At 63.0% G+C, this 20,681-nt stretch carries 15 protein-coding genes and 1 pseudogene; 1 reads left to right on the top strand and 15 read right to left on the bottom strand.

From position 1 onward, the window contains the following. Nucleotides 1-21: 21 nt before the first annotated feature. From ACEWE8_RS00790 to arcD (ACEWE8_RS00750), 9 genes are all read right to left on the bottom strand, one after another. Nucleotides 22-1,398 carry an L-serine ammonia-lyase gene (locus ACEWE8_RS00790; RefSeq protein WP_046784430.1) on the bottom strand — a complete coding sequence of 459 codons (1,377 nt, stop codon included), beginning with the start codon at nt 1,396-1,398 and terminating at the stop codon, nt 22-24. Nucleotides 1,399-1,556: 158 nt separating this feature from the next. Then, nucleotides 1,557-4,412 carry an aminomethyl-transferring glycine dehydrogenase gene (gene gcvP / locus ACEWE8_RS00785; RefSeq protein WP_046784429.1) on the bottom strand — a complete coding sequence of 952 codons (2,856 nt, stop codon included), beginning with the start codon at nt 4,410-4,412 and terminating at the stop codon, nt 1,557-1,559. An 11-nt stretch (nt 4,413-4,423) separates the two neighbouring features. Continuing rightward, nucleotides 4,424-4,807: a glycine cleavage system protein GcvH gene (gene gcvH, locus ACEWE8_RS00780; RefSeq protein ID WP_046784428.1), complete on the bottom strand. Its 384-nt coding sequence runs from the start codon at nt 4,805-4,807 to the stop codon at nt 4,424-4,426. A gap of 294 nt (nt 4,808-5,101) precedes the next feature. Then, nucleotides 5,102-6,610, bottom strand: a complete 1,509-nt coding sequence (locus ACEWE8_RS00775; protein WP_046784427.1) for a sigma-54-dependent transcriptional regulator — start codon at nt 6,608-6,610, stop codon at nt 5,102-5,104. A 149-nt stretch (nt 6,611-6,759) separates the two neighbouring features. Beyond that, nucleotides 6,760-7,128 carry a DUF5064 family protein gene (locus ACEWE8_RS00770; RefSeq protein WP_012316039.1) on the bottom strand — a complete coding sequence of 123 codons (369 nt, stop codon included), beginning with the start codon at nt 7,126-7,128 and terminating at the stop codon, nt 6,760-6,762. A 56-nt stretch (nt 7,129-7,184) separates the two neighbouring features. Beyond that, complete coding sequence (arcC, locus tag ACEWE8_RS00765; RefSeq protein ID WP_046784426.1) at nt 7,185-8,114, bottom strand: carbamate kinase; 930 nt, start codon at nt 8,112-8,114, stop codon at nt 7,185-7,187. A gap of 142 nt (nt 8,115-8,256) precedes the next feature. Beyond that, on the bottom strand, nt 8,257-9,267 hold the full coding sequence (locus ACEWE8_RS00760; protein ID WP_012316037.1) for an ornithine carbamoyltransferase: 1,011 nt from the start codon (nt 9,265-9,267) through the stop codon (nt 8,257-8,259). Between the two features lie 68 nt (nt 9,268-9,335). Further along, the gene (gene arcA / locus ACEWE8_RS00755) at nt 9,336-10,589 is read right to left on the bottom strand and encodes an arginine deiminase (protein ID WP_039604147.1); all 1,254 of its coding nucleotides are present in this window, start codon (nt 10,587-10,589) and stop codon (nt 9,336-9,338) included. Nucleotides 10,590-10,621: 32 nt separating this feature from the next. Beyond that, nucleotides 10,622-12,049 (bottom strand): arginine-ornithine antiporter, encoded by a 1,428-nt coding sequence (arcD, locus tag ACEWE8_RS00750; RefSeq protein ID WP_046784424.1) that lies wholly within the window; start codon nt 12,047-12,049, stop codon nt 10,622-10,624. 437 nt (nt 12,050-12,486) lie between these two features. On the opposite strand from arcD (ACEWE8_RS00750), the gene arcD (ACEWE8_RS00745) reads away from it, so the two are divergent. After that, nucleotides 12,487-13,914, top strand: coding sequence for an arginine-ornithine antiporter (arcD, locus tag ACEWE8_RS00745; protein ID WP_046784423.1), 1,428 nt, complete (start codon nt 12,487-12,489; stop codon nt 13,912-13,914). Here arcD (ACEWE8_RS00745) and ACEWE8_RS00740 read toward each other — a convergent pair. From ACEWE8_RS00740 to gap, 6 genes and pseudogenes are all read right to left on the bottom strand, one after another. Further along, nucleotides 13,900-14,306: pseudogene (locus ACEWE8_RS00740) on the bottom strand (YbaN family protein). The gene arcD (ACEWE8_RS00745) and the pseudogene ACEWE8_RS00740 overlap by 15 nt on opposite strands. 54 nt (nt 14,307-14,360) lie before the next feature. After that, nucleotides 14,361-14,954: a biliverdin-producing heme oxygenase gene (locus tag ACEWE8_RS00735; protein ID WP_046784421.1), complete on the bottom strand. Its 594-nt coding sequence runs from the start codon at nt 14,952-14,954 to the stop codon at nt 14,361-14,363. A 199-nt stretch (nt 14,955-15,153) separates the two neighbouring features. Continuing rightward, nucleotides 15,154-17,742 (bottom strand): TonB-dependent receptor, encoded by a 2,589-nt coding sequence (locus ACEWE8_RS00730; RefSeq protein WP_046784420.1) that lies wholly within the window; start codon nt 17,740-17,742, stop codon nt 15,154-15,156. A gap of 126 nt (nt 17,743-17,868) precedes the next feature. Continuing rightward, nucleotides 17,869-18,831 (bottom strand): FecR domain-containing protein, encoded by a 963-nt coding sequence (locus ACEWE8_RS00725; protein ID WP_046784419.1) that lies wholly within the window; start codon nt 18,829-18,831, stop codon nt 17,869-17,871. A 90-nt stretch (nt 18,832-18,921) separates the two neighbouring features. After that, nucleotides 18,922-19,434, bottom strand: a complete 513-nt coding sequence (locus tag ACEWE8_RS00720) for an RNA polymerase sigma factor (RefSeq protein WP_046784418.1) — start codon at nt 19,432-19,434, stop codon at nt 18,922-18,924. A gap of 226 nt (nt 19,435-19,660) precedes the next feature. Continuing rightward, on the bottom strand, nt 19,661-20,662 hold the full coding sequence (gene gap / locus ACEWE8_RS00715; RefSeq protein ID WP_046784417.1) for a type I glyceraldehyde-3-phosphate dehydrogenase: 1,002 nt from the start codon (nt 20,660-20,662) through the stop codon (nt 19,661-19,663). Nucleotides 20,663-20,681: the final 19 nt, after the last annotated feature.

Below are 20,681 nucleotides of genomic sequence, written 5' to 3'. Positions count from 1 at the left end.
ACTCCTTGGTTTGTTGTCGGGTCAACATTCAATGATGTTGACGGCCAGACCGCCGCGGGCGGTCTCCTTGTATTTGCTTTTCATGTCGGCGCCGGTCTGGCGCATGGTGCGGATGACCTTGTCGAGCGACACGTAGTGCTGCCCGTCGCCACGCAGGGCCATGCGCACCGCATTGATGGCCTTGACCGAGCCCATGGCGTTGCGCTCGATGCAGGGCACCTGTACCAGCCCACCGATCGGGTCGCAGGTCAGCCCCAGGTTGTGCTCCATGCCGATTTCGGCAGCGTTTTCCACCTGTTGCACGCTGCCGCCCATCACTTCGCACAAGGCGCCGGCTGCCATCGAGCAGGCCACCCCGACTTCGCCCTGGCAGCCGACCTCGGCCCCGGAGATCGAGGCGTTTTCCTTGTACAGGATGCCAATGGCCGCGGCAGTCAGTAGAAAACGCACGACGCCGTCTTCACTGGCGCCGGGGACGAAGCGCATGTAGTAGTGCAGTACTGCCGGCACGATGCCTGCCGCACCGTTGGTCGGTGCAGTGACCACGCGCCCGCCGTAGGCATTTTCCTCGTTGACCGCCAAGGCATACAGGTTGACCCAGTCAAGTACCGACAACGCGTCGCGCAGGTTGGCCTCCGGGTGCTGGCTGAGTTGGCGGTACAGTGCCGGTGCCCGGCGTTTGACCTTGAGCCCGCCCGGCAGGATGCCCTCGTGCCGGTAGCCGGCTGCGACGCAATCCTGCATCACCTGCCAGATCCGCAGCAGACCCGCACGGGTTTCGGCCTCGGGGCGCCAGGCCGCCTCGTTGGCCAGCATCACCTGGCTCACCGACAGCTGCTGCGCGGTGCAATGCCCGAGCAGTTGCTTGGCAGTCTTGAACGGGTAGGCGAGTACGGTGCTGTCCTCGACGATGCGGTCTTGCCCGGCGGCCTCTTCGTCGACCACGAAACCGCCGCCCACCGAGTAGTACTCCCGGCTGCGGATTTGCAGGCCGGCGGCATCGAAGGCGCGGAAGATCATGCCGTTGGGGTGGTATGCCAAAGGCTTGCGGATCATCGCCAGGTGCTGCTTCTCGACGAAGGCGATGGTGTGTTCACCGAGCAGGTGCAGGTGGCCGCTTTCACGGATTGCCTGCAGGCGGGCGGGAATGGCTTCGGTGTCGACGGTATCGGGGTGCTCGCCTTCCAGGCCAAGCAGTACCGCCTTGTCGCTGCCATGGCCTTTGCCCGTGGCACCCAGCGAGCCGTACAGCTCGGCCTTGACGCTGGCGGTGCTGGCCAGCAGGCCGTCACGGCGCAAGCCTTCGGCGAAACGCGCGGCAGCGCGCATCGGGCCGACCGTGTGGGAGCTGGAGGGGCCGATGCCGATCTTGAACAGGTCGAAGACGCTCAGTGACATGGTGCTTGCTCCTGACATATCCGGTTAACCCTTTGGGGCTGCTGCGCAGCCCATCGCCGGCAAGCCGGCTCCTACAGGTACAGTGCTGGCCTCCAGAGCTGTGCGGTCCCGGTTGGAGCCGGTTTGCCGGCGATGGGCCGCGAAGCGGCCCCAGGCGGTCAGGCGTCCTGATAGCTCTCGATCGACGGGCAGGCGCACACCAGGTTGCGGTCGCCGAACACGTTATCGACCCGGCCTACAGGTGGCCAGTACTTGCCTTCCACCAGGCTTGGCAGCGGGTACACCGCCTGTTCGCGGCTGTAGCCGTGGGCCCACTCGCCAGCCAGCTCGGCAGCGGTGTGTGGAGCGTTCTTCAGCGGGTTGTCGTCCTTGTCCAGGCTACCGTTCTCCACGGCGCGAATCTCTTCGCGGATCTGGATCATCGCATCGCAGAAGCGGTCCAGCTCTTCCTTGGCCTCGCTTTCGGTCGGCTCGATCATCAGCGTGCCGGCTACCGGGAAGGACATGGTCGGGGCGTGGAAGCCGAAGTCGATCAGGCGCTTGGCCACGTCGTCGACGCTGATGCCGCTGGTGTCCTTGAGCGGGCGCAGGTCGAGGATGCATTCGTGGGCGACCAGGCCATTGCCGCCGGTGTACAGAACAGGATAGTGCTCTTCCAGGCGGCGGGCGATGTAGTTGGCATTGAGGATCGCCATCTGCGAGGCACGCTTGAGGCCGGCACCACCCATCATGCGGATGTACATCCAGGTGATCGGCAGAATGCTGGCGCTGCCGAACGGTGCGGCGCATACCGCCCCGTCACGGTTCTGCAGCTGAGCGTGGCCGGGCATGAACGGCGCCAGGTGCGACTTGACGCCGATCGGGCCGACGCCTGGGCCACCACCGCCGTGCGGAATGCAGAAGGTCTTGTGCAGGTTCAGGTGCGAGACGTCGCCGCCGAACTTGCCCGGTGCGCACAGGCCGACCATGGCATTCATGTTGGCGCCGTCGATGTACACCTGGCCGCCGTTGTCGTGAATGATCGCGCAGATCTCGCCGATCGCTTCTTCGAACACGCCGTGGGTCGACGGGTAGGTGATCATGATCGCGGCCAGGCGCTCGCGGTGCTCGATGGCCTTGGCGCGCAGGTCCTCGACATCGACGTTGCCACGCGCGTCACACGCGGTGACCACGACGCGCATACCGGCCATGTGTGCGGTTGCCGGGTTGGTGCCGTGGGCCGAAGAGGGGATCAGGCAGATGTCGCGATGGCTTTCGCCGCGGCTGCGGTGGTAGGCGCGGATGGCCAGGAGGCCCGCGTATTCGCCCTGGGAGCCGGCGTTGGGTTGCAGCGACACGGCGTCGTAGCCGGTGGCGGCGCAGAGCATGGCTTCCAGCTCGGTGGTCATCTGCAGGTAACCCTGGCTTTGCTCGGCCGGGGCGAACGGGTGCAGGTTGCCGAACTCGGCCCAGGTCACCGGGATCATTTCACTGGCGGCGTTGAGCTTCATGGTGCACGAGCCCAGCGGGATCATGCTGCGGTCCAGCGCCAGGTCCTTGTCGGCCAGGCGGCGCAGATAGCGCATCAGCTCGGTTTCGCTGTGGTAGCGGTTGAACACCGGGTGTTCGAGGATGGCCGACTGGCGCAGCAGGGCGGCAGGCAGGCGCGAGCCGGTGCTGGCGGCCAGGGCGGCGAAGTCCGGTTGTGCCTGTTGGCCACCGAACAGCTGCCACAGCGCCTCGACGTCAGCCTGGGTACTGGTCTCGTCGAGCGACAGGCCCAGGTGGGCGGCGTCGATCTGGCGCAGGTTGATGCGCTGGGCGCGTGCCTTGTCGTGCAGGCTTGCGGTAGCGCTGCCGGTGGCCAGGGTCAGGGTGTCGAACGCGGTTTCTCCGACCACTTGCACGCCGAGGGTTTTCAGGCCAGCAGCGAGGATCGCGGTCAGCGCGTGGGTGCGTTCGGCGATGCGCTTGAGGCCCGCAGGGCCGTGGTACACCGCGAACATGCTGGCAATGTTGGCCAGCAGCACCTGGGCGGTACAGATGTTGCTGGTGGCCTTCTCGCGGCGGATATGCTGCTCGCGGGTTTGCATGGCCAGGCGCAGGGCAGTCTTGCCGAAACGGTCGATCGACACACCGACCAGGCGGCCCGGCATGTCACGCTTGAATGCGTCGCGGGTGGCGAAGTAGGCCGCGTGCGGGCCGCCAAAGCCCAGTGGCACGCCAAAGCGCTGGGCGCTGCCGATGGCAACGTCCGCTTCGAACTCGCCCGGAGGGGTCAGCAGCGTCAGGGCCAGCAGGTCGGCGGCCACGGCGACAAGGGCGTTGGCGCCGTGCAAGCGTTGCACCAGCTCGCGGTAGTCGAACACCTCGCCATTGCTGGCCGGGTATTGCAGCAGCGCACCGAAGAAGGCGCTGACGTCATCGAGTTCACGCTCGTCGCCCACCACGATCTCGATACCCAGTGGTTCGGCACGGGTACGCAGGACGTCGAGGGTCTGCGGGTGGCAATGCACCGAGGCGAAGAAGGCATGGCTGGCCTTGTTCTTCGACAGGCGCTTGCAGAAGGTCATGGCCTCGGCTGCCGCGGTGGCTTCGTCGAGCAGGGAGGCGTTGGCGATCGGCAGGCCGGTCAGGTCGCTGATCAAGGTCTGGAAATTGAGCAAGGCTTCCAGGCGGCCTTGGGAGATTTCTGGCTGGTAAGGGGTGTAGGCGGTGTACCAGGCCGGGTTTTCCAGCAAGTTGCGCAGGATTGGCGCCGGGGTGTGGGTGTTGTAATAACCCTGCCCGATATAGTTCTTGAACAGCTGGTTTTTACCGGCGATAGCTTTCAGCGCGGCGAGGGCATCGGCCTCGCTCTGGCCGTCTTCGGCGCCCAGTACGCTGGTGCCCTTGATGGCGTCGGGGATGACTGCGGCGGTCATGGCCTCCAGCGAGTCGAAGCCCAAGGTGGCCAGCATGGCCTGCTCGTCTGCGGCGCGTGGGCCGATGTGGCGGGCGATGAATTCGTTGGCGGTGCCGAGGTTGATGGTCATCTTCGGGTTCCTCAGGCGTCGTCGTTGGCTTTGATCAGGCGGTCGTAGGCATCCTGGTCGAGCAGGGCAGCCACTTCATTCATGTCGGCCGGAATGAAACGGAAGAACCAGCCTTCGCCCAGCGGGTCTTCGTTGACCAGCTCAGGGCTGTCGTTCAGGCCGTCATTGACGGCGACCACTTCACCGCTCAGAGGCATGTACACGCCGCTGGCGGCTTTGACCGACTCAACGGTTGAGGCTTCGGCACCTTTGTCGTATTGCTGCAACTCCGGCAGTTGCACGTAGACCACATCGCCAAGGGCGTTCTGGGCGTAGGCGGTGATGCCTACGGTGACGCTACCGTCAACTTCGACGCGCAGCCATTCGTGATCTTCGGTGAAACGCAACTCGCTCATGGGGAATCCTCGGAAAGCAGGGCGTTGGGCGCGGTGGGTTCGCGCTCTTGGGTTGGGATTCCCTAAGCAAAAATGCGGCCATAAGATAAAAATGCATTTAAATCAGTAAGTTACGTTTTTTGCGTAATAATGGACTCTCTTTCTTGGAATGAAAACGCTACAGATGTATGCGCTGGCAAAAGGTTTGGAGGATCAAACCCTTGCAAGCGGGGGCGGGAATGGCACTGTATCTTATTCGATACACTGTATTTAAATCGTTACGGTTCCTTGCGAGGAATGGCAATGCCAGGCAATTCAGGACTTGCCTGCAATTCCGTACTTGCGCAACCGCTGTGCAATGGCGGTATGCGATGTTTGTAGCCTGCCTGCCAGCTGCCGGGTCGAGGGATAACTGGCGTACAGCCGCTGCAGCAGTTCACGCTCGAAATCCCCCACCGCCTGTTCCAGGCTCGCAACCTCGCCATCCTGCCCACGCGCCACTGAGGTGCCGGCGATGTCCAGGTCACCGATATCCACCAGGTTGCTTTCACAGATGGCCGCCGCGCGGAATATCACGTTTTGCAGCTGGCGTACGTTGCCCGGCCAAGGGTTGGCCAATAGTGCCGAGTGCGTGGCCGGGGTCAGTCGGCAGGATGGGCGCTGGATCTGCGTGCAGGCCTGCTGCATGAAGTAGTGCGCGAGCATCAGAATGTCCTGGCCACGGTCGCGCAAGGGCGGTACTTGCAGGTTGAGTACGTTGAGGCGGTAGAACAGGTCTTCTCGGAACGTTCCCTCGGCAACCATGCGTTCAAGGTCGCGATGGGTGGCGCTGATGATGCGTACATCAACCTTCACCTCACGGTCGCCGCCCACCCGGCGAAAGCTGCCGTCACTGAGAAAACGCAGCAGTTTGGCCTGCAGGTATGGCGACATCTCGCCGATCTCGTCGAGAAATACCGTGCCCTGGTTGGCCAGCTCCATCAGCCCGGGTTTGCCACCGCGCTGGGCACCGGTGAAGGCGCCTGGGGCGTAGCCGAACAGCTCGCTCTCGGCCAGGCTCTCGGGCAGCGCGGCGCAGTTGAGGGCCAGGAAAGGCGCCGCTTGCCGGCTGCTGATGGCATGGCAGGCGCGGGCCACCAGTTCCTTGCCGGTGCCGGTCTCGCCATGTACCAGCAGGGGCGCATCCAGGGCCGCCACGCGCAGGGCGCGGGCCTTGAGGGTGCGGATGGCCGGGGACTCGCCGAGCAGCCCATCGAAGCCTTCGGCATGGTCGTGGTGCAGGGCCGAAAGACGCTCGCCCATGCGGTTGGGCGGGTACAGAGTCAATAGGCCGCCGGCGTTGGTGATGGGCGTGGCATCGAGCAGCAGGCTCTGGCCGTTGAGTTGCATCTCGCGCATCGGCAGGTGGAAGTTGTTGTCCAGCAGGGCCTGCAGCAGGGCGGGGTCACCGAACAGTTCGCCAACAGACCGCCCCGCTGACTCACGACCGCACAGGGCGATCAGCGCGGGGTTGGCCAGCAGCACCAGGCCTGCACTGTCGACGGCCAGCACCGGGTCGCTCATGGCGGCCAGCAGGGCATCGAGCTGCAGGTGGCGGCGCTGGCCAGGGAGGATATCGACCACGTCCACCGACTGTACCCCATGTACTTCGAACAGCGCGTCGTGCAGTTCTTCGAGAACGGCGGGGCTGAGGGTCGGAGCGTCGATGTAGACGTTCGGCGGGACCATCTCTACGGCGTCCAGGTTGAGGTTGCGGGCACCGAGCAGGGCGAGGACTTCCTGGGTGATGCCGACGCGGTCGATGAAGCTGACGTGGATGCGCATGGGGAGGCGGGGGGTTATGGCCGGGGAGGGCAGTAGTATGCCTTGGGAGCAGTGTTAAACCCAATCGCCGGCAAGCCGGCTGCCACAGGTACTCCGCAGAACCTGAGACAGCGGGGTACCTGTGGCAGCCGGCTTGCCGGCGATTGGGTTCACTCTAAATGTTCAGGCTTGATCGAGTCGCCGGACTTCACATCCAGCTTGGCGCGGATGTCCTCGAACATCTGGTCGTAGATCTTGTGCGGTGAACCGAGCGTTTCGAATTTCTTGTGCGGTGGCAGGTGTGACTGGGCCTTGCGGCTTAGCACCATCAAAAAGCTCGGCAAGACCTGATCTTTGGGCAGGTAAAACTTTTCATCCACCGGCTTGCCTTCGATGCTGCCATGCAAGCGGAACTGGATACCTCGGCCTTCCCTGGGATCCTGAGTCGCTTCGTACTCGATGTTGAGGTCGTAGCTGTGGTCATTGGCGTTCAGCGCAGTGCGCTCGATATGCACGTGACCAGGTTGGTACTGGGCCATGGCGGAATCCTCCGGAGGGTCGAAAATGGCGGGCGGCCTGCGCCCGCCTACTGCATTCAACGGTAGCTGATGCCTGGCGTGGCCGTTGAAACACGGGTGCCGGCGGTGCCTTTGACGATGTCCTCGATATTCTCCAGCGAGCTGATCACTGCGACCTTGCCGGTGGCGCGGGCGAAATCGCTGGCGGCCTGCACCTTAGGCCCCATGGAGCCGGCGGCGAAGCCCAGGCGTTCGAGCTCGTCGGGGTGGGCCTGGGCAATGGCTTTTTGCGTGGGTTTGCCCCAGTCAATGTAAGCCGCATCGACGTCAGTGGCGATTATCAGAAGGTCGGCTTCCAGTTGCTCGGCCAAAAGCGCCGAGCACAGGTCCTTGTCGATGACCGCTTCGATGCCTTTGAGCTTGCGGTTTTCATCGTACATGGTGGGGATGCCGCCACCGCCTGCGCAGATCACGATGCTGTTTTTTTCCAGCAGCCACTTGATCGGGCGGATCTCGAAGATGCGCTTGGGTTTGGGGCTGGCCACCACGCGGCGGTATTTGTCGCCGTCGGCCTTGACCACCCAGCCTTTCTCCTTGGCCAGGCGTTCGGCTTCTTCCTTGCTGTAGACCGGGCCGATGAACTTGGTCGGGTCCTTGAAGGCCGGATCGTTTGCATCGACTTCGACCTGGGTCAGCAGGGTGGCGAACGGCACTTCGAACGCCAGCAGGTTACCCAGCTCCTGTTCGATCATGTAACCGATCATGCCTTCGGTTTCGGCACCGAGCACGTCCAGCGGGTAGGCTTCGTCGGGTTTGTACGACAGCGCCTGCAATGACAGCAAGCCAACCTGGGGGCCGTTACCGTGGGCGATGACCAGCTCGTTGCCGGGGTGAATCTTGGCGATCTGCTCGGTGGCGGTGCGGATATTGGCGCGCTGGTTGTCAGCGGTCATGGGCTCGCCGCGGCGCAGCAGGGCGTTGCCGCCCAATGCAACAACGATTCGCATGGGAATGTCCTTTGCGAAGATGGGGGGAGCGCCTCGTTTCTGTGTGGGAGCCGGCTTGCCGGCGATCACCGGCGAAGCCGGTGCCATGCACCGTGTTGCCTGCATCGCCGGCAAGCCGGCTCCCACACTACCGAGGTGCTTATCAGAGATCAGCCAGGGTCGACACCAGGATCGCCTTGATCGTGTGCATGCGGTTTTCCGCCTGTTCGAAGGCGATGCAGGCGGGCGACTCGAACACGTCGTCGGTCACTTCGATGCCATTGGCCAGGTCCGGATACTGTTCGGCGATCTGCTTGCCGACCTTGGTCTCGGAGTTGTGGAAAGCCGGCAGGCAGTGCATGAATTTGGTCCGCGGATTGCCGGTGGACTTCATCAGCTCCGTGTTCACCTGATAGGGTTTGAGCTGCTTGATGCGCTCGCCCCAGGCTTCGATCGGCTCACCCATCGACACCCAGACGTCGGTGTGCACGAAGTCCACACCTTTGACCGCAGCTTTCGGGTCTTCGGTAAGGGTGATGCGTGCACCGCTTTCCTCAGCGTACTGCTTGCAGCGCTCGACCAGGTCGTCATGAGGCCACAGCGCCTTGGGCGCAGCGATACGCACGTCCATACCGAGCTTGGCGCCGATCAGCAGCAGCGAGTTGCCCATGTTGTTGCGGGCGTCGCCCAGGTAGGCATAGCTGATGTCGTGCAGCGGCTTGTCGCTGTGCTCACGCATGGTCAGTACGTCGGCGATCATCTGGGTCGGGTGGTACTCGTCGGTCAGGCCGTTGAACACCGGCACCCCGGCGAACTTGGCTAGCTCTTCGACGATTTCCTGCTTGAAGCCGCGATACTCGATGGCATCGTACATGCGCCCGAGTACGCGGGCGGTGTCTTTCATGCTTTCTTTGTGGCCGATCTGCGAAGAGTTGGGATCGATGTAGGTGACATTGGCGCCTTGGTCATAGGCGGCCACTTCGAAGGCGCAGCGGGTGCGGGTCGAGGTTTTCTCGAAGATCAGGGCGATGTTGTTGCCCTTCAGGTGCTGCTGTTCGGTACCGGTGTATTTGGCACGCTTGAGGTCGCGGGACAGGTCCAGCAGGTACTTCAGCTCGCGGGTGCTGTGGTGTTCGAGGCTGAGCAGGTTGCGGTTATGGATGTTGAACGCCATGGTGATTCTCCTTGAGTTCGGTAATCGGCCCGGCCACCGCCTTGTGGGGGCAGCCGGGAAAATGGTCGTTAGTAATCGATGGGGTCACGCACGATCGGGCAGGTCATGCAGTGGCCGCCGCCACGGCCCCGGCCAAGCTCGCCGGCGCTGATGGTGATGACCTCGATGCCGGCCTTGCGCAGCAGGGTGTTGGTGTAGGTGTTGCGGTCGTAGCCGATGACCACGCCAGGCTCCACCGCCACCACGTTGTTGCCGTCATCCCACTGTTCGCGCTCGGCGGCGAAGCTGTTGCCGCCGGTCTCGACCACGCGCAGCTTGACGCCCAGTTGCTCGCCCACCACTTCGATGAACGACTTGTTCTCGCGGCGCACGTCCATGCCGTAGGGCTTGCTTTCGTCCGGGCGGATGATGAACGGCACGATTTCTTTCACCACTTCGGGGAAGATCGTGACCAGGTCGCGGTCGCAGAAGCTGAATACCGTGTCCAGGTGCATCGCCGCGCGGGACTTCGGCAGGCCGGCGACGATGACCTTTTCCACTGCGCCCTTGGCGAACAGGTTCTGCGCCAGCTGCCCGATGGCCTGGCGTGAAGTGCGCTCGCCCATGCCGATGAGCACGATGCCTTTGCCGATCGGCATCACGTCACCGCCTTCAAGGGTGGCGTTGCCGTGGTCTTTGTCCGGGTCGCCGTACCAGACCTGGAAGTCGGCACCGGTGAATTGCGGGTGGAATTTGTAGATGGCAGTGGTCAGCAGCGTTTCCTGACGTCGCGCCGGCCAGTACATCGGGTTCAGCGTGACGCCGCCATAGATCCAGCAGGTGGTGTCGCGGGTGAACTGGGTGTTCGGCAGCGGTGGCAGAATGAAACTGGAGTGGCCCAGGTAATCGTTGTACATCTTGACCACGTCGGCGCCTTCGCTCTGCGGCAGGTCCTGGCCGGCCACACCGCCGATCAGGAACTCGGCCAGGTGGCGCGGCTCGAGGCCTTCGAGCCAGCTGCGCACTTCGTTGGTCAGGCCCACACCTACGGTGTCAGGGGTGATCTTGCGGTCAAGGATCCACTTCAGCGCGTCTTTGTTCTGCACGATGTCGGTCAGCAGGTTGTGCATCTCAAGCACATCCACGCCGCGCTCGCGCATCTTGGTGACGAAGTCGAAATGGTCGCGTTTGGCCTGGTCGACCCAGATCACATCATCGAACAGCAGTTCGTCGCAGTTGCTCGGGGTCAGGCGCTTGTGCGCAAGCCCTGGGGCGCAAACCATTACCTTGCGCAGCTTGCCGGCTTCGGAGTGCACACCGTACTTCTGTTTTTCAGCGGACATGGTTCTTTCCTCCAATTGAGCGAAGACGTGGGTCACAGGGTCAGGAAGCCGTCATACAGGCCATAGGCCGCCACCAAGGCGCCGATGACCACAGCCGCAAAGATCAGTTTTTCCACGTTGGTGAAGATCGGTTGGCCAATTTCACGCTTGGCCTTGGCAAACAGGATGACGCCAGGGGCATACAGCAGGGCGGAGAGCAGCAGGTACTTCATGCCGCCTGCATACAACAGCCAGATGGCGTAAATCAGTGCGATGGCGCCGATGAGCAGGTCTTTGCTGCGTTCGCTGGCAGCCTGCTCGTAGGTTTCACCGCGCATGGCCAGCAGGAAGCCATAGGCTGCCGACCACAGGTAGGGCACCAGGATCATCGAGGTGGCGAGGTAGATCAGTGACAGGTAGGTGCTGGCGGAGAACAGCGTGATCACCAGGAAGATCTGCACCATGGCGTTGGTAAGCCACAGGGCGTTGGCCGGCACCTGGTTGGCATTCTCGCGGCGCAGGAACTCCGGCATGGTGTGATCCTTGGCAGCGGCGAACATGATCTCGGCGCACAGCAGCACCCACGACAGCAATGCGCCGAGCAGCGAGATGATCAGGCCGACGCTGATCAGCACCGCGCCCCAATGACCAACCACATGCTCCAGCACGGCAGCCATCGACGGGTTCTGCAGTTTGGCCAGCTCCGGTTGCGTCATCACGCCCAGCGAGAGCACGTTGACCAGCACCAGGAACAGCAACACGGTGATGAAGCCGATGACCGTGGCCTTGCCCACGTCGGCGCGTTTTTCCGCCCGCGAAGAAAAGATGCTCGCACCCTCGATGCCGATGAACACCCAGACGGTGACCAGCATCATGTTGCGCACCTGGTTCATCACGCTGCCCAGCTCCGGCGTGCCGGTGGCCCAGATGTCGGCGGTGAAGATGTCGAGGCGGAAGGCGAACACGCAGATCAGCGCGAACAGCACCAGCGGTACCACCTTGGCAACGGTGGTGACCAGGTTGATGAACGCCGCTTCCTTGATGCCGCGCAGTACCAGGAAGTGCACCGCCCACAGCAACACCGAGGCGCCGATGACGGCAGCGGGGGTGTTGCCTTCACCGAAAATGGGGAAGAAGTAGCCCAGGGTACTGAACAGCAGCACGAAGTAACCGACGTTGCCCAGCCAGGCGCTGATCCAGTAGCCCCACGCCGAGGAGAAGCCCATGTAGTCGCCGAAGCCGGCCTTGGCGTAGGCGTATACCCCGCCGTCCAGATCAGGTTTGCGGTTGGCCAGGGTCTGGAACACGAACGCCAGGGTCAGCATGCCGACTGCGGTGATCGCCCAGCCGATCAGTACGGCGCCAACCCCTGCGCTGGCGGCCATGTTTTGCGGCAGCGAGAAAATACCGCCGCCAATCATCGAACCGACGACGAGTGCAACGAGTGCGCCGAGTTTTAGTTTTCCGGAAGAATCAGACATTTAACAACTCCGTACCAGGAGAAAGTTGACCACAGAATAAATCCGTCGCCTGGGCCATGATCTGACTTGGATCAGTTCATGGCGTTGTGAAGTAGGAAATTTCCTTCACTTGACTCCTGGAGAGTGCCGACAGCCCTGTTGCAGGCCCCCTGCGCTGGCACCTCCATGTACAACCAGAGCAAACGCTCTGTTCAGCCTGCGAACTCTGAAGCTAGTCGCTTTTGCCGGTTTCGCAAATATTTCTCAATAAATTCCACGGCTGATCGAGGTGGTAAAAGTTGTACGTCGAACAGGTATTTATGGCGGGCGATCGGTATAGACAAAAGAGTTATGAGTGCTATAGCTTTAATGGCTTTGTCTTTTATAAATGCTGTTATTTATATGCAGATAAAGCTGTTTCAGCGATGTGACAGCACGCACAAAAGACGAGGAGTCGCATGAGCGAACCAGGACAGAAGCTGCGCCTTGGCGCATTGATCGCACTGGTGGTCGGGTCGATGATTGGCGGCGGTATTTTCTCGTTGCCGCAGAACATGGCGGCGCGCGCGGATGTCGGGGCCGTACTGATTGGCTGGGGTATCACCGCAGTGGGCATGCTGGCGCTGGCCTTCGTGTTCCAGACTTTGGCCAACCGCAAGCCTGAGCTGGATTCAGGGGTGTATGCCTATGCCAAGGCAGGTTTTGGCGATTACATGGGCTTTTCCTCGGCCTGGGGCTACTGGATCAGCGCCTGGCTGGGCAACGTCGGCTACTTCGTGCTGCTGTTCAGTACACTGGGCTTTTATTTCCCGGTGTTCGGTGAGGGCAATACGCCCATTGCCATCGGCTGTGCCTCATTGCTGTTGTGGTCGGTGCACTTTCTGGTGCTGCGTGGCATCAAGGAAGCGGCGTTCATCAACCAGGTAACCACCGTGGCCAAGGTGGTGCCGCTGCTGATCTTCATCGTCATCGCCGCCTTCGCCTTCCGCGCCGACATCTTTACCCGGGATATCTGGGGCGTGAGCAACCCGCAGTTCGGTAATGTGCTGGACCAGGTGCGCAACATGATGCTGGTCACCGTATTCGTGTTCATCGGCATCGAAGGCGCCAGTGTCTATTCGGGGCGGGCGCTGCGCCGCACGGATGTGGGCAAGGCCACGGTGATCGGTTTTCTCGGCGTACTGGCGCTGCTGGTGCTGGTCAACGTGCTGTCGCTGGGGGTGATGACCCAGCCGGAACTGGCCGGTTTGCAGAACCCCTCACTGGCATCGGTGCTTGAGCACATCGTCGGGCCCTGGGGCGCGTTGCTGATCAGCATCGGCCTGGCGGTTTCGCTGCTCGGCGCTTTGCTCTCGTGGGCACTGCTGTGCGCCGAGATTCTCTTCGCCACGGCACGGGACAAGACCATGCCGCGCTTTTTGGCCAAGGAAAATGCCAACCATGTGCCGGCCAATGCCCTGTGGCTGACCAACTGCATGATCCAGGGGTTCTTGCTGATCACCTTGGTTTCGGCGGGTACCTACACCAGCCTGATCTACCTGGCGTCGTCGATGATCCTGGTGCCGTACCTGTGGTCGGCCGCTTACGCGGTGCTCTTGGCGCTGCGCGGGGAGAGTTATGCCGGGCAAGAGGGGCTGCGCCGCAAGGACCTGTTGGTGGCGTTGGTGGCGCTGGTGTATGCGCTTTGGCTGTTGTATGCAGGTGGGCTCAAGTACCTGCTGCTGTCGGCATTGCTGTATGCGCCTGGGGTAATCCTGTTCGCCCGGGCCAAGCGTGAACAAGGCCAGGTGCTGTTCACCACGTGGGAGAAGTTGATCTTCGCGGCGGTGCTGATTGGCGCTGCTCTGGCAGCGTATGCGCTGTATTCAGGGCTACTGAGCCTGTGACGCAGGCGGGCATGCCTGCTCTGGCCGTGACCAGATCCACAGGTGCCCAGGGCCATGCCGGTGATGGCCAGAAATACCGGCCAGCGATGGTCGAGGAAGGCCAGCATCAGGCCTGCGCACACCAGCATGCTGAGGGTTGCACTGACCTTTGCCCGGCGCTGGATCACCTTGCCATTGCGCCAGTTGAACAGGATAGGCCCGAACAGCCGGTGGTTCTCCAGCCATGCCGACAGGCGCGGCGAGCTGCGTGTCGCTGCCCAGGCAGCCAGGAGGATGAACTCGGTGGTCGGCAGGCCAGGAATGACGATGGCGACCAGGCCGATACCCAAGCTTACGTAAGCCAGGATGCCATACAGCAGGCGCGACAGTTTCGAGCGGGCAGGTCGGGTCATGGTCTCACTGCACAAAACGGTCCGGCCACCGGAAGGGTGGCCGGGTTAAGCGTATCAGGCCAGCGCGCTGTCGGCGGCGTAGGCATGCTTGAGCAGTTCGGTGAAGCGCTCGAAGGCGGCCACTGCGCCGCGCTCGGCAGCAGCGTCTTCTTCGGCAGACAGCGCCAGGCCATCGAGGGTTCGGGTGAACTGCTTCCAGCCCTCGGCGCGGCCACCGGCCGGTTCGCCCAGGTGGCGGGCGCCAAAGCTGTCGGACAGCTCCAGGGCCACGGCCCGCTTGATCAGAAACGCGGCGCCCAGTTTGGAGCCTTCGGAGACGAAGATCCAGCCCAACGCTTCTGCCAGGCTTGGGTCGTGCAAGGCGCCGGGTACTGCAGCCGGTACTTCGGTATCGAGGTCGGCGAGGTCCAGGCGGGCTTGATCGGCGCGGCAGCGCTGGGCCAGGTCAGGCACGATGGCGATCAGTTTCGGGTCGTTGTACAGGGCCTGCAGTTCGGACTGGAACAGGTACTGGGCGACGACGAAACGGGCGAAACTCTCGCGGCTGTCGAACGGTGCGTGGGATTTGACCAGGGCGTCGAGCTCGGTGTGCGGGGCGTGGGTGACCTGGTTGAGGCGTTGCGAGCGCAGGGCTGGGCGGTCGGTCATGGGGTGTCCTTGGGAATTTGGGGCGTCTAGTGACAAGACGAAACAGAGGGGTGGGGAGAGTAAAAAAACCGGTTTTTTGTGTTGTCAGTACCGGCCCTATCGCCAGCAAGCCGGCTCCCACTGGGTACCCACTGCCCTCAGGTTCAGTGGCGTAGCTGTGGGGGCTTGCCGGCGATAGGGCCAGTAGCGATTGGCTCAGTCAGATATCCCACACCACATTGATGGCGAAGTTGCGCCCTGGCATGGTCAGGCGGTCAAGGTTGGCCGGCTGGGTCACGCCCGCCTCACCCTGGCCGTCGTAGCCGCGCACCGAATCCCACTGCCAGTATTTCTTGTCGGTCAGGTTGTACAGCCCAGCGTTGACCGTTACGTCGTCGGTCACCTTGTAGAAACCGCTCAGGTCCAGCACGCCGTAGCCAGGGGTACGGAACTGCGAGCTCTGGCCGTCCGGGGCGAAGAACGTGGTGTCGTCGACGCGGGTCTTGCGCTTGACAACGGTCCAGCTCAGCAGGCCGCCGTAGTTCGGTTGCTCGTAACCTAGGCCGAACACGCCGGTCAGTGGGTTGACGCTGTTCAGCGGCTGGCCGTTGTCATCGTTACGGCCGTTGGCGTATGCGATCGAGCCTTGGGTGTAGAGGCCCTCTGGCGCACCGAAGTGGTCGAGGTTGAGGCGGCCTTTGACCTCGGCACCCTTGATGGTGGCGTGCTTGATGTTGTTGGCCTGGAAGGTGGTTTCCAGGTTGGCCGACTGCACGGCGTCTTCGTCGATGAAGTCGCGGTACTTGTTGTAGAAGACCGCAGCGCTGAAGTTACCGGCATCGAAGTTGCCGCGCAGGCCGGTCTCGTAGCTCTTGCTCTTCTCCGGCTCAAGCCCGGGGTTGCCCTGCACGCTGTAGCCCAGTGTCGGGTTCTCGAAGCGGCCGTACATCGACTTGGCTGTCGGCGTGCGGAAGCCTTCGGCGTACTGGCCGTACCAGGTGTAGTTGTCGTTGAAAGCGTAGGTCAGGCCGAACTTGGGCGACACGCGGTGCCACTTCTTGTCCGAGTCGTCGAGGGCGCCTGGCGCAGCGCCCGAGCCCTGAATGCCACGCAGGAACGCGTCGGTGAACTTGGGCTCCATGCGCGTGTAGTCGTAGCGGGCACCGGGCATGAAGGTCCAGTTGTTCCAGCGGATCTCATCCTGCACGAACAGGCTGTAGGTGTTGATGGTCGGGTCCGGGAAATCGCTGACCAGGGCCTGGCCGTCGCGCGAGCTGTCCTGGCCGATGGCGGTGCAGCTACCGCCAATGGCCACACAGGTGCCGGAGCCGCTGCGTGAGCCGGTCACTTCTTCATGCTTTATGGTGGTGCCGTAGGTCAGCAGGTGATCGGTCTGGCCGATGCTGAAGGCTTTGTCCAGCTGGGCATCGAACACCCATTGGCGGTCCTTGTAGGTGGTCTGGCGGTCGCGCAGCACCTGCCGCCCCGACGCGACATACAGCTCATCGGTGCGCTGGTCGGTCTTGGCGATCTGGTAGTTCAGGCTCCATTTCACGTGGTCGGCGACCAGGCTGTCGAGGCCGAACTCGTGGTTGATGCCGAAGCGCTCGCGGGTGATGGTGTCGTTGCCCTGGCGCATGCGGTAGGAGTTCCTGGCACCTAAGCCTGGAATGAACGGACCGCCCACGGCGCTTAGGATGTTCTGGTCACGGTCATCCTTGTAGCGTTCATAGGTGAAGCCCAGGCGCGCGTCGTCGGCGTAGTTCCAGCCAAGCTTGGCCAGCACGTTGGTGGTGCGCACGTCTTCCGGGTTGGCTTCGGTGCGCGACAGGCCGCTGCCGCCATGCTCGCCGTAGGATTCGGTTTCGTGGCCGTTGCGCTGGCTGACGTGCAAAAGGCCGTCGAAGTCGCCCTGGCGGCCGGCCACGGTGGCGGAGGTCAGCCAGCTGTCGTCGGCCGAGCTGTAGCCGGTCTTCAGGCGCGCGCCGACATCCTTGCCGGGCTTGATGATGTCGTCCGGGTCCAGGGTGAAGTAGCTCACCGCACCGCCGATGGCATTGCTGCCGTACAGCACCGAGGCCGGGCCGCGGAGGATTTCCACGCGCTTGACGATCTCGGGGTCGACGTAGTTGCGCTGGGTCTGGGCGTAGGGGCCGTAGAAGAAGCTGTCAGGGATCGACACACCGTCGATCTGGGTCAGCACGCGCTCACCGTCGATGCCACGGATGTTGTAACCGTTCAGGCCGCTGCGCTGGCCGGTGCCACCGACCGACACGCCTGGCTCATAGCGCACCAGTTCCTGGATGTTATTGACGTTCTGCCGGTCCAGTTGCTCGCGTGTCTGCACACTCACGGTGCTCGGCACCTGGCTGACGTCCTGGGCGCTGCGCGTGGCGCTGACGGTCATCTGCTGCAGGGCGATGGCATTGCCCGCCGATTGGCGTTCGAGCACCACATTGCCGTTGCCGATCTTGCGATAGACCAGGCCGGTACCTTGCAGCAGTTGTTTCAGTGCCGCTTCCGGAGGCAGCGAGCCGCGGACACCTGGCGAAGCCACACCGTCGGCCAGTTCGGCGCTGAAGCCCACCTGCCAGCCGGTCACCTGGCTGAAGGCGTTGATGGCCTCGACCAAGGGCTGCTGGGCGATGCTGAAGCGGTAGTCGCCCATGCGTGGGCTTGTCGCGTGCGCAGGTTCTGCGGCCAGCGCCGGCAGGCCGCAGGCGCCACTGGCGAGCAAGGCCAGGGTCAGCAGGGACAATTGGCCGGTACGGCGGGGAAGGGGGGACGGGCGAGTTGGACCTGTGGACATCGAAAGCGCTCCCTGACGCGCGAACTGTTATAGGTGATTACCGTTCCTGTTTTTAAACAAGAATCAGTTGCATTGGCTATAACGAGACGGGCGGGGCAGCGCGATCGCGTAAAAATAATTTTCAGGTCAGTTGAGAATGACCACGGCGGGGTATTCGTGCAGCTGCGCCGAGGTGATGTGGGCCAGGGCGCGCAAGGTCTCCAGCGGCTGGTCGAGGCGGTAGTTGCCGGTCACCGCCATGTCTTCGAGGTGGGCGTTGCGGTTGATGATCCAGCCTGGGTAATAGCGCCGCACTTCGGCCAGCACCTGGCTAAGCGGGCAGTTCTCGAACACCAGGCGCCCATCGACCCAGGCCAGGTCCTTGTGCATGTCCGGGCGCTGGCGCTGGCCGAAGCCTTGCGGGCCGACGCTGATGCTGTCGCCGGCGCTGAGGCGGATACGCTGGTCGCTGGCGGCCTGCAGGTCGACGTCGCCGCGCTGCACCCGGACCTGTGCCTCACCATCGAGGTAGCGCACGGCAAAATCGGTGTCGCGCACCTGTGCCCGCAGCGGGCCGGCCTGAACTTCCAGTGGTGGTTGGGTGCCACCGGGTACCTGGAAATACGCCTCGCCTTGTAGCAACCGCGCCACCTGACGGCCTTCGCGCACGTCGCTGGCGAAAGCCGAGTTGGTGTTGAGCAGCACCTTGGCCCCGTCATCGAGTTGCAGGCGCTGGCGTTCGCCCACCACGGTCAGGTGGTCGGCCTGCAGGCGCATCGGCAAGTTGCCCACGGTGAACAGCCCGACCAGCAGTACTGCGGCGGTCGCCAGGGGTTTCCAGTGAGCCCGCAGACGCCCGCGTACAGAGCGGCGCCGCACCTGATGCATTTGTGTGGCGGCCTGGCGCACCGGCGTGCCGTTCCAAAGGGCTTCGGCTTCGACGTAGGCCACGGCGTTTTCCGGCGCGGCGCTGAGCCACTGCTCGAAGGCCAGCGTGTCCGCTTCGGTGGCGCATTGCAGGCGGACCAGCCAGTCCAGCGCCTCGTCCATCGCACGGGCGCGGGCGTCGGGCCCTGCGGTCGGCGGGCGAGGGGCGGGGCTGTCGGTCACGGTGAATCCTTGAAATGATTTTCCCGAATGATCAAGGCTAAGGCGGGGCGTGGCAAGCGCTTCGCCGAGCTCGGGTGGCCAGCGGTCGTCTTACTTCAGGCGTTCGGCCACACCCATGCAGATTGCCATGATCAGTTTCAGCTCCTTCTGGACCGTGCTGGCCGAGACATTGAGTTGCCCGGCAATTTCCACGTAGCTGGCACCGTGCAGGCGGCTGAGGATGAAAATACGCTGCTGACGCTCACTCAACTGGTTGAGGCTGACGCTCAGGTGCTTGAGCAGTTGCTCGGCGTGTGCGGCATCCTCGCTGCTGCTCAGCGGCGCGGCGACGTTGTGCAGGATTTCTTCGGGCACATCGTCGACCAGCATGCGCGCTTGCACCCGGCGCGTGCGCAGATGGTCCAGGGCCAGGTTTCGCGCGGTCTGGAAGACGAAGGGCTCGAGGTGTTCGATGGGCCGCTCCCCCAGAGCGCGGGACACCCGCAGGTAGGTTTCCTGAAGTAGGTCCTCGGCGGTGCTGGGGTTGCCGACCATGCGCTGCAAGGTCCGCAATAGGGGGAGGCGCTGAACGAGGAAGACAGAGTTGAACCGGGACTGACTCACAGGGGGACCTGGCCGACGAAAGGTGAATGATAATGCTTATCATCTTGCCTGAAGGTCAAGCCTGGAAGTGTTAGGAAAAGGTAAAGATTGTCGGTAGGAGCGGCCTTGCGTCGCGAAAGGGCTGCAGAGCAGCCCCAAGGTTTTCTGAGCGCCAGAGATATAGTTGGGGCCGCTGCGCGGCCCTTTCGCGACGCAAGGCCGCTCCTACCGCAGCAAGTGCCTGCGCTCAGCGGGCGCTGCACAATGCCAGGCAGTTATCCAGCATGCGGTTGGAGAACCCCCACTCATTGTCATACCAGGCCAGCACCTTGAGCATCCTGCCGTTGGCGCGGGTATGGTTGGCATCGAATATCGACGACAACGGGTTGTGGTTGAAGTCGCATGAGACCAGCGGCAGGGCGTTGTAGCCGAGTACCTTGGAATGCCGGCTGGCTTCGAGGAACAACTGGTTCACCTGCTCGGCCGTGGCCTCGCGCTTGAGGTTGACGGTGAGGTCGACCAGCGACACGTTGATCACCGGTACCCGTACCGCCATGCCGGTCAGCTTGCCGGCCAGTTCCGGCAACACCAGGCCCACGGCTTCGGCAGCGCCGGTCTTGCTCGGGATCATCGACTGGGTGGCCGAGCGCGCACGGTACGGGTCGCTGTGGTAGACGTCGGTCAGCACCTGGTCGTTGGTGTAGGCATGGATGGTGGTCATCAGCCCCTGCTCGATGCCGAACTCGCGGTGCAGTACCTGGGCGATCGGCGCCAGGCAGTTGGTGGTGCAGGAGGCGTTGGAAATGACCTGGTGCGACGCGCGCAGAATGTCATGGTTGACGCCGTATACCACGGTGGCGTCGGCGCCCTTGGCCGGTGCCGAGACGATCACCTTGCCAGCCCCGGCCGCCAGGTGCGCCGCGGCCTTGGCGCGGTCGGTGAACAGCCCGGTGCACTCGAACACCACGTCGATCGCTTCAGCCTTCCAGGGCAGCTCGGCCGGATTGCGGATGGCGCTCACCGCGATACGGTCACCGTTGACCGTCAGGCTCTCGTGATCAGCTTCCACCGACGCATCGAAAGCACCGTGTACGCTGTCGTATTTGAGCAGGTGGGCGTTCATGGCACTGTCGCCCAGGTCGTTGATGGCGACGACCTGCAGGTCGTGGCGGTAGCCTTGGGTATACAGTGCGCGCAGGACATTGCGACCAATGCGGCCGAATCCGTTGATGGCGATACGTAGTGTCATGGCAGTACCTCTGGCAGTT

The sequence above is a fragment of the Pseudomonas sp. TR47 genome, assembly GCF_044143025.1.
In the GTDB taxonomy this organism is placed as follows: domain Bacteria; phylum Pseudomonadota; class Gammaproteobacteria; order Pseudomonadales; family Pseudomonadaceae; genus Aquipseudomonas; species Aquipseudomonas putida_E.
Note: the sequence above shows the minus strand (reverse complement) of the source record. Positions and strands in the feature narration are given on the sequence as shown.

What these genes read in the sequence shown, in the direction of transcription:
- ACEWE8_RS00790 (WP_046784430.1), bottom strand. Translation starts at nt 1,398, where the DNA reads ATGTCACTGAGCGTCTTCGACCTGTTCAAGATCGGCATCGGCCCCTCC.
- gcvP (WP_046784429.1), bottom strand. Translation starts at nt 4,412, where the DNA reads ATGACCATCAACCTCGGCACCGCCAACGAATTCATCGCCCGCCACATC.
- gcvH (WP_046784428.1), bottom strand. Translation starts at nt 4,807, where the DNA reads ATGAGCGAGTTGCGTTTCACCGAAGATCACGAATGGCTGCGCGTCGAA.
- ACEWE8_RS00775 (WP_046784427.1), bottom strand. Translation starts at nt 6,610, where the DNA reads ATGCGCATCCACGTCAGCTTCATCGACCGCGTCGGCATCACCCAGGAA.
- ACEWE8_RS00770 (WP_012316039.1), bottom strand. Translation starts at nt 7,128, where the DNA reads ATGGCCCAGTACCAACCTGGTCACGTGCATATCGAGCGCACTGCGCTG.
- arcC (WP_046784426.1), bottom strand. Translation starts at nt 8,114, where the DNA reads ATGCGAATCGTTGTTGCATTGGGCGGCAACGCCCTGCTGCGCCGCGGC.
- ACEWE8_RS00760 (WP_012316037.1), bottom strand. Translation starts at nt 9,267, where the DNA reads ATGGCGTTCAACATCCATAACCGCAACCTGCTCAGCCTCGAACACCAC.
- arcA (WP_039604147.1), bottom strand. Translation starts at nt 10,589, where the DNA reads ATGTCCGCTGAAAAACAGAAGTACGGTGTGCACTCCGAAGCCGGCAAG.
- arcD (WP_046784424.1), bottom strand. Translation starts at nt 12,049, where the DNA reads ATGTCTGATTCTTCCGGAAAACTAAAACTCGGCGCACTCGTTGCACTC.
- arcD (WP_046784423.1), top strand. Translation starts at nt 12,487, where the DNA reads ATGAGCGAACCAGGACAGAAGCTGCGCCTTGGCGCATTGATCGCACTG.
- ACEWE8_RS00735 (WP_046784421.1), bottom strand. Translation starts at nt 14,954, where the DNA reads ATGACCGACCGCCCAGCCCTGCGCTCGCAACGCCTCAACCAGGTCACC.
- ACEWE8_RS00730 (WP_046784420.1), bottom strand. Translation starts at nt 17,742, where the DNA reads ATGTCCACAGGTCCAACTCGCCCGTCCCCCCTTCCCCGCCGTACCGGC.
- gap (WP_046784417.1), bottom strand. Translation starts at nt 20,662, where the DNA reads ATGACACTACGTATCGCCATCAACGGATTCGGCCGCATTGGTCGCAAT.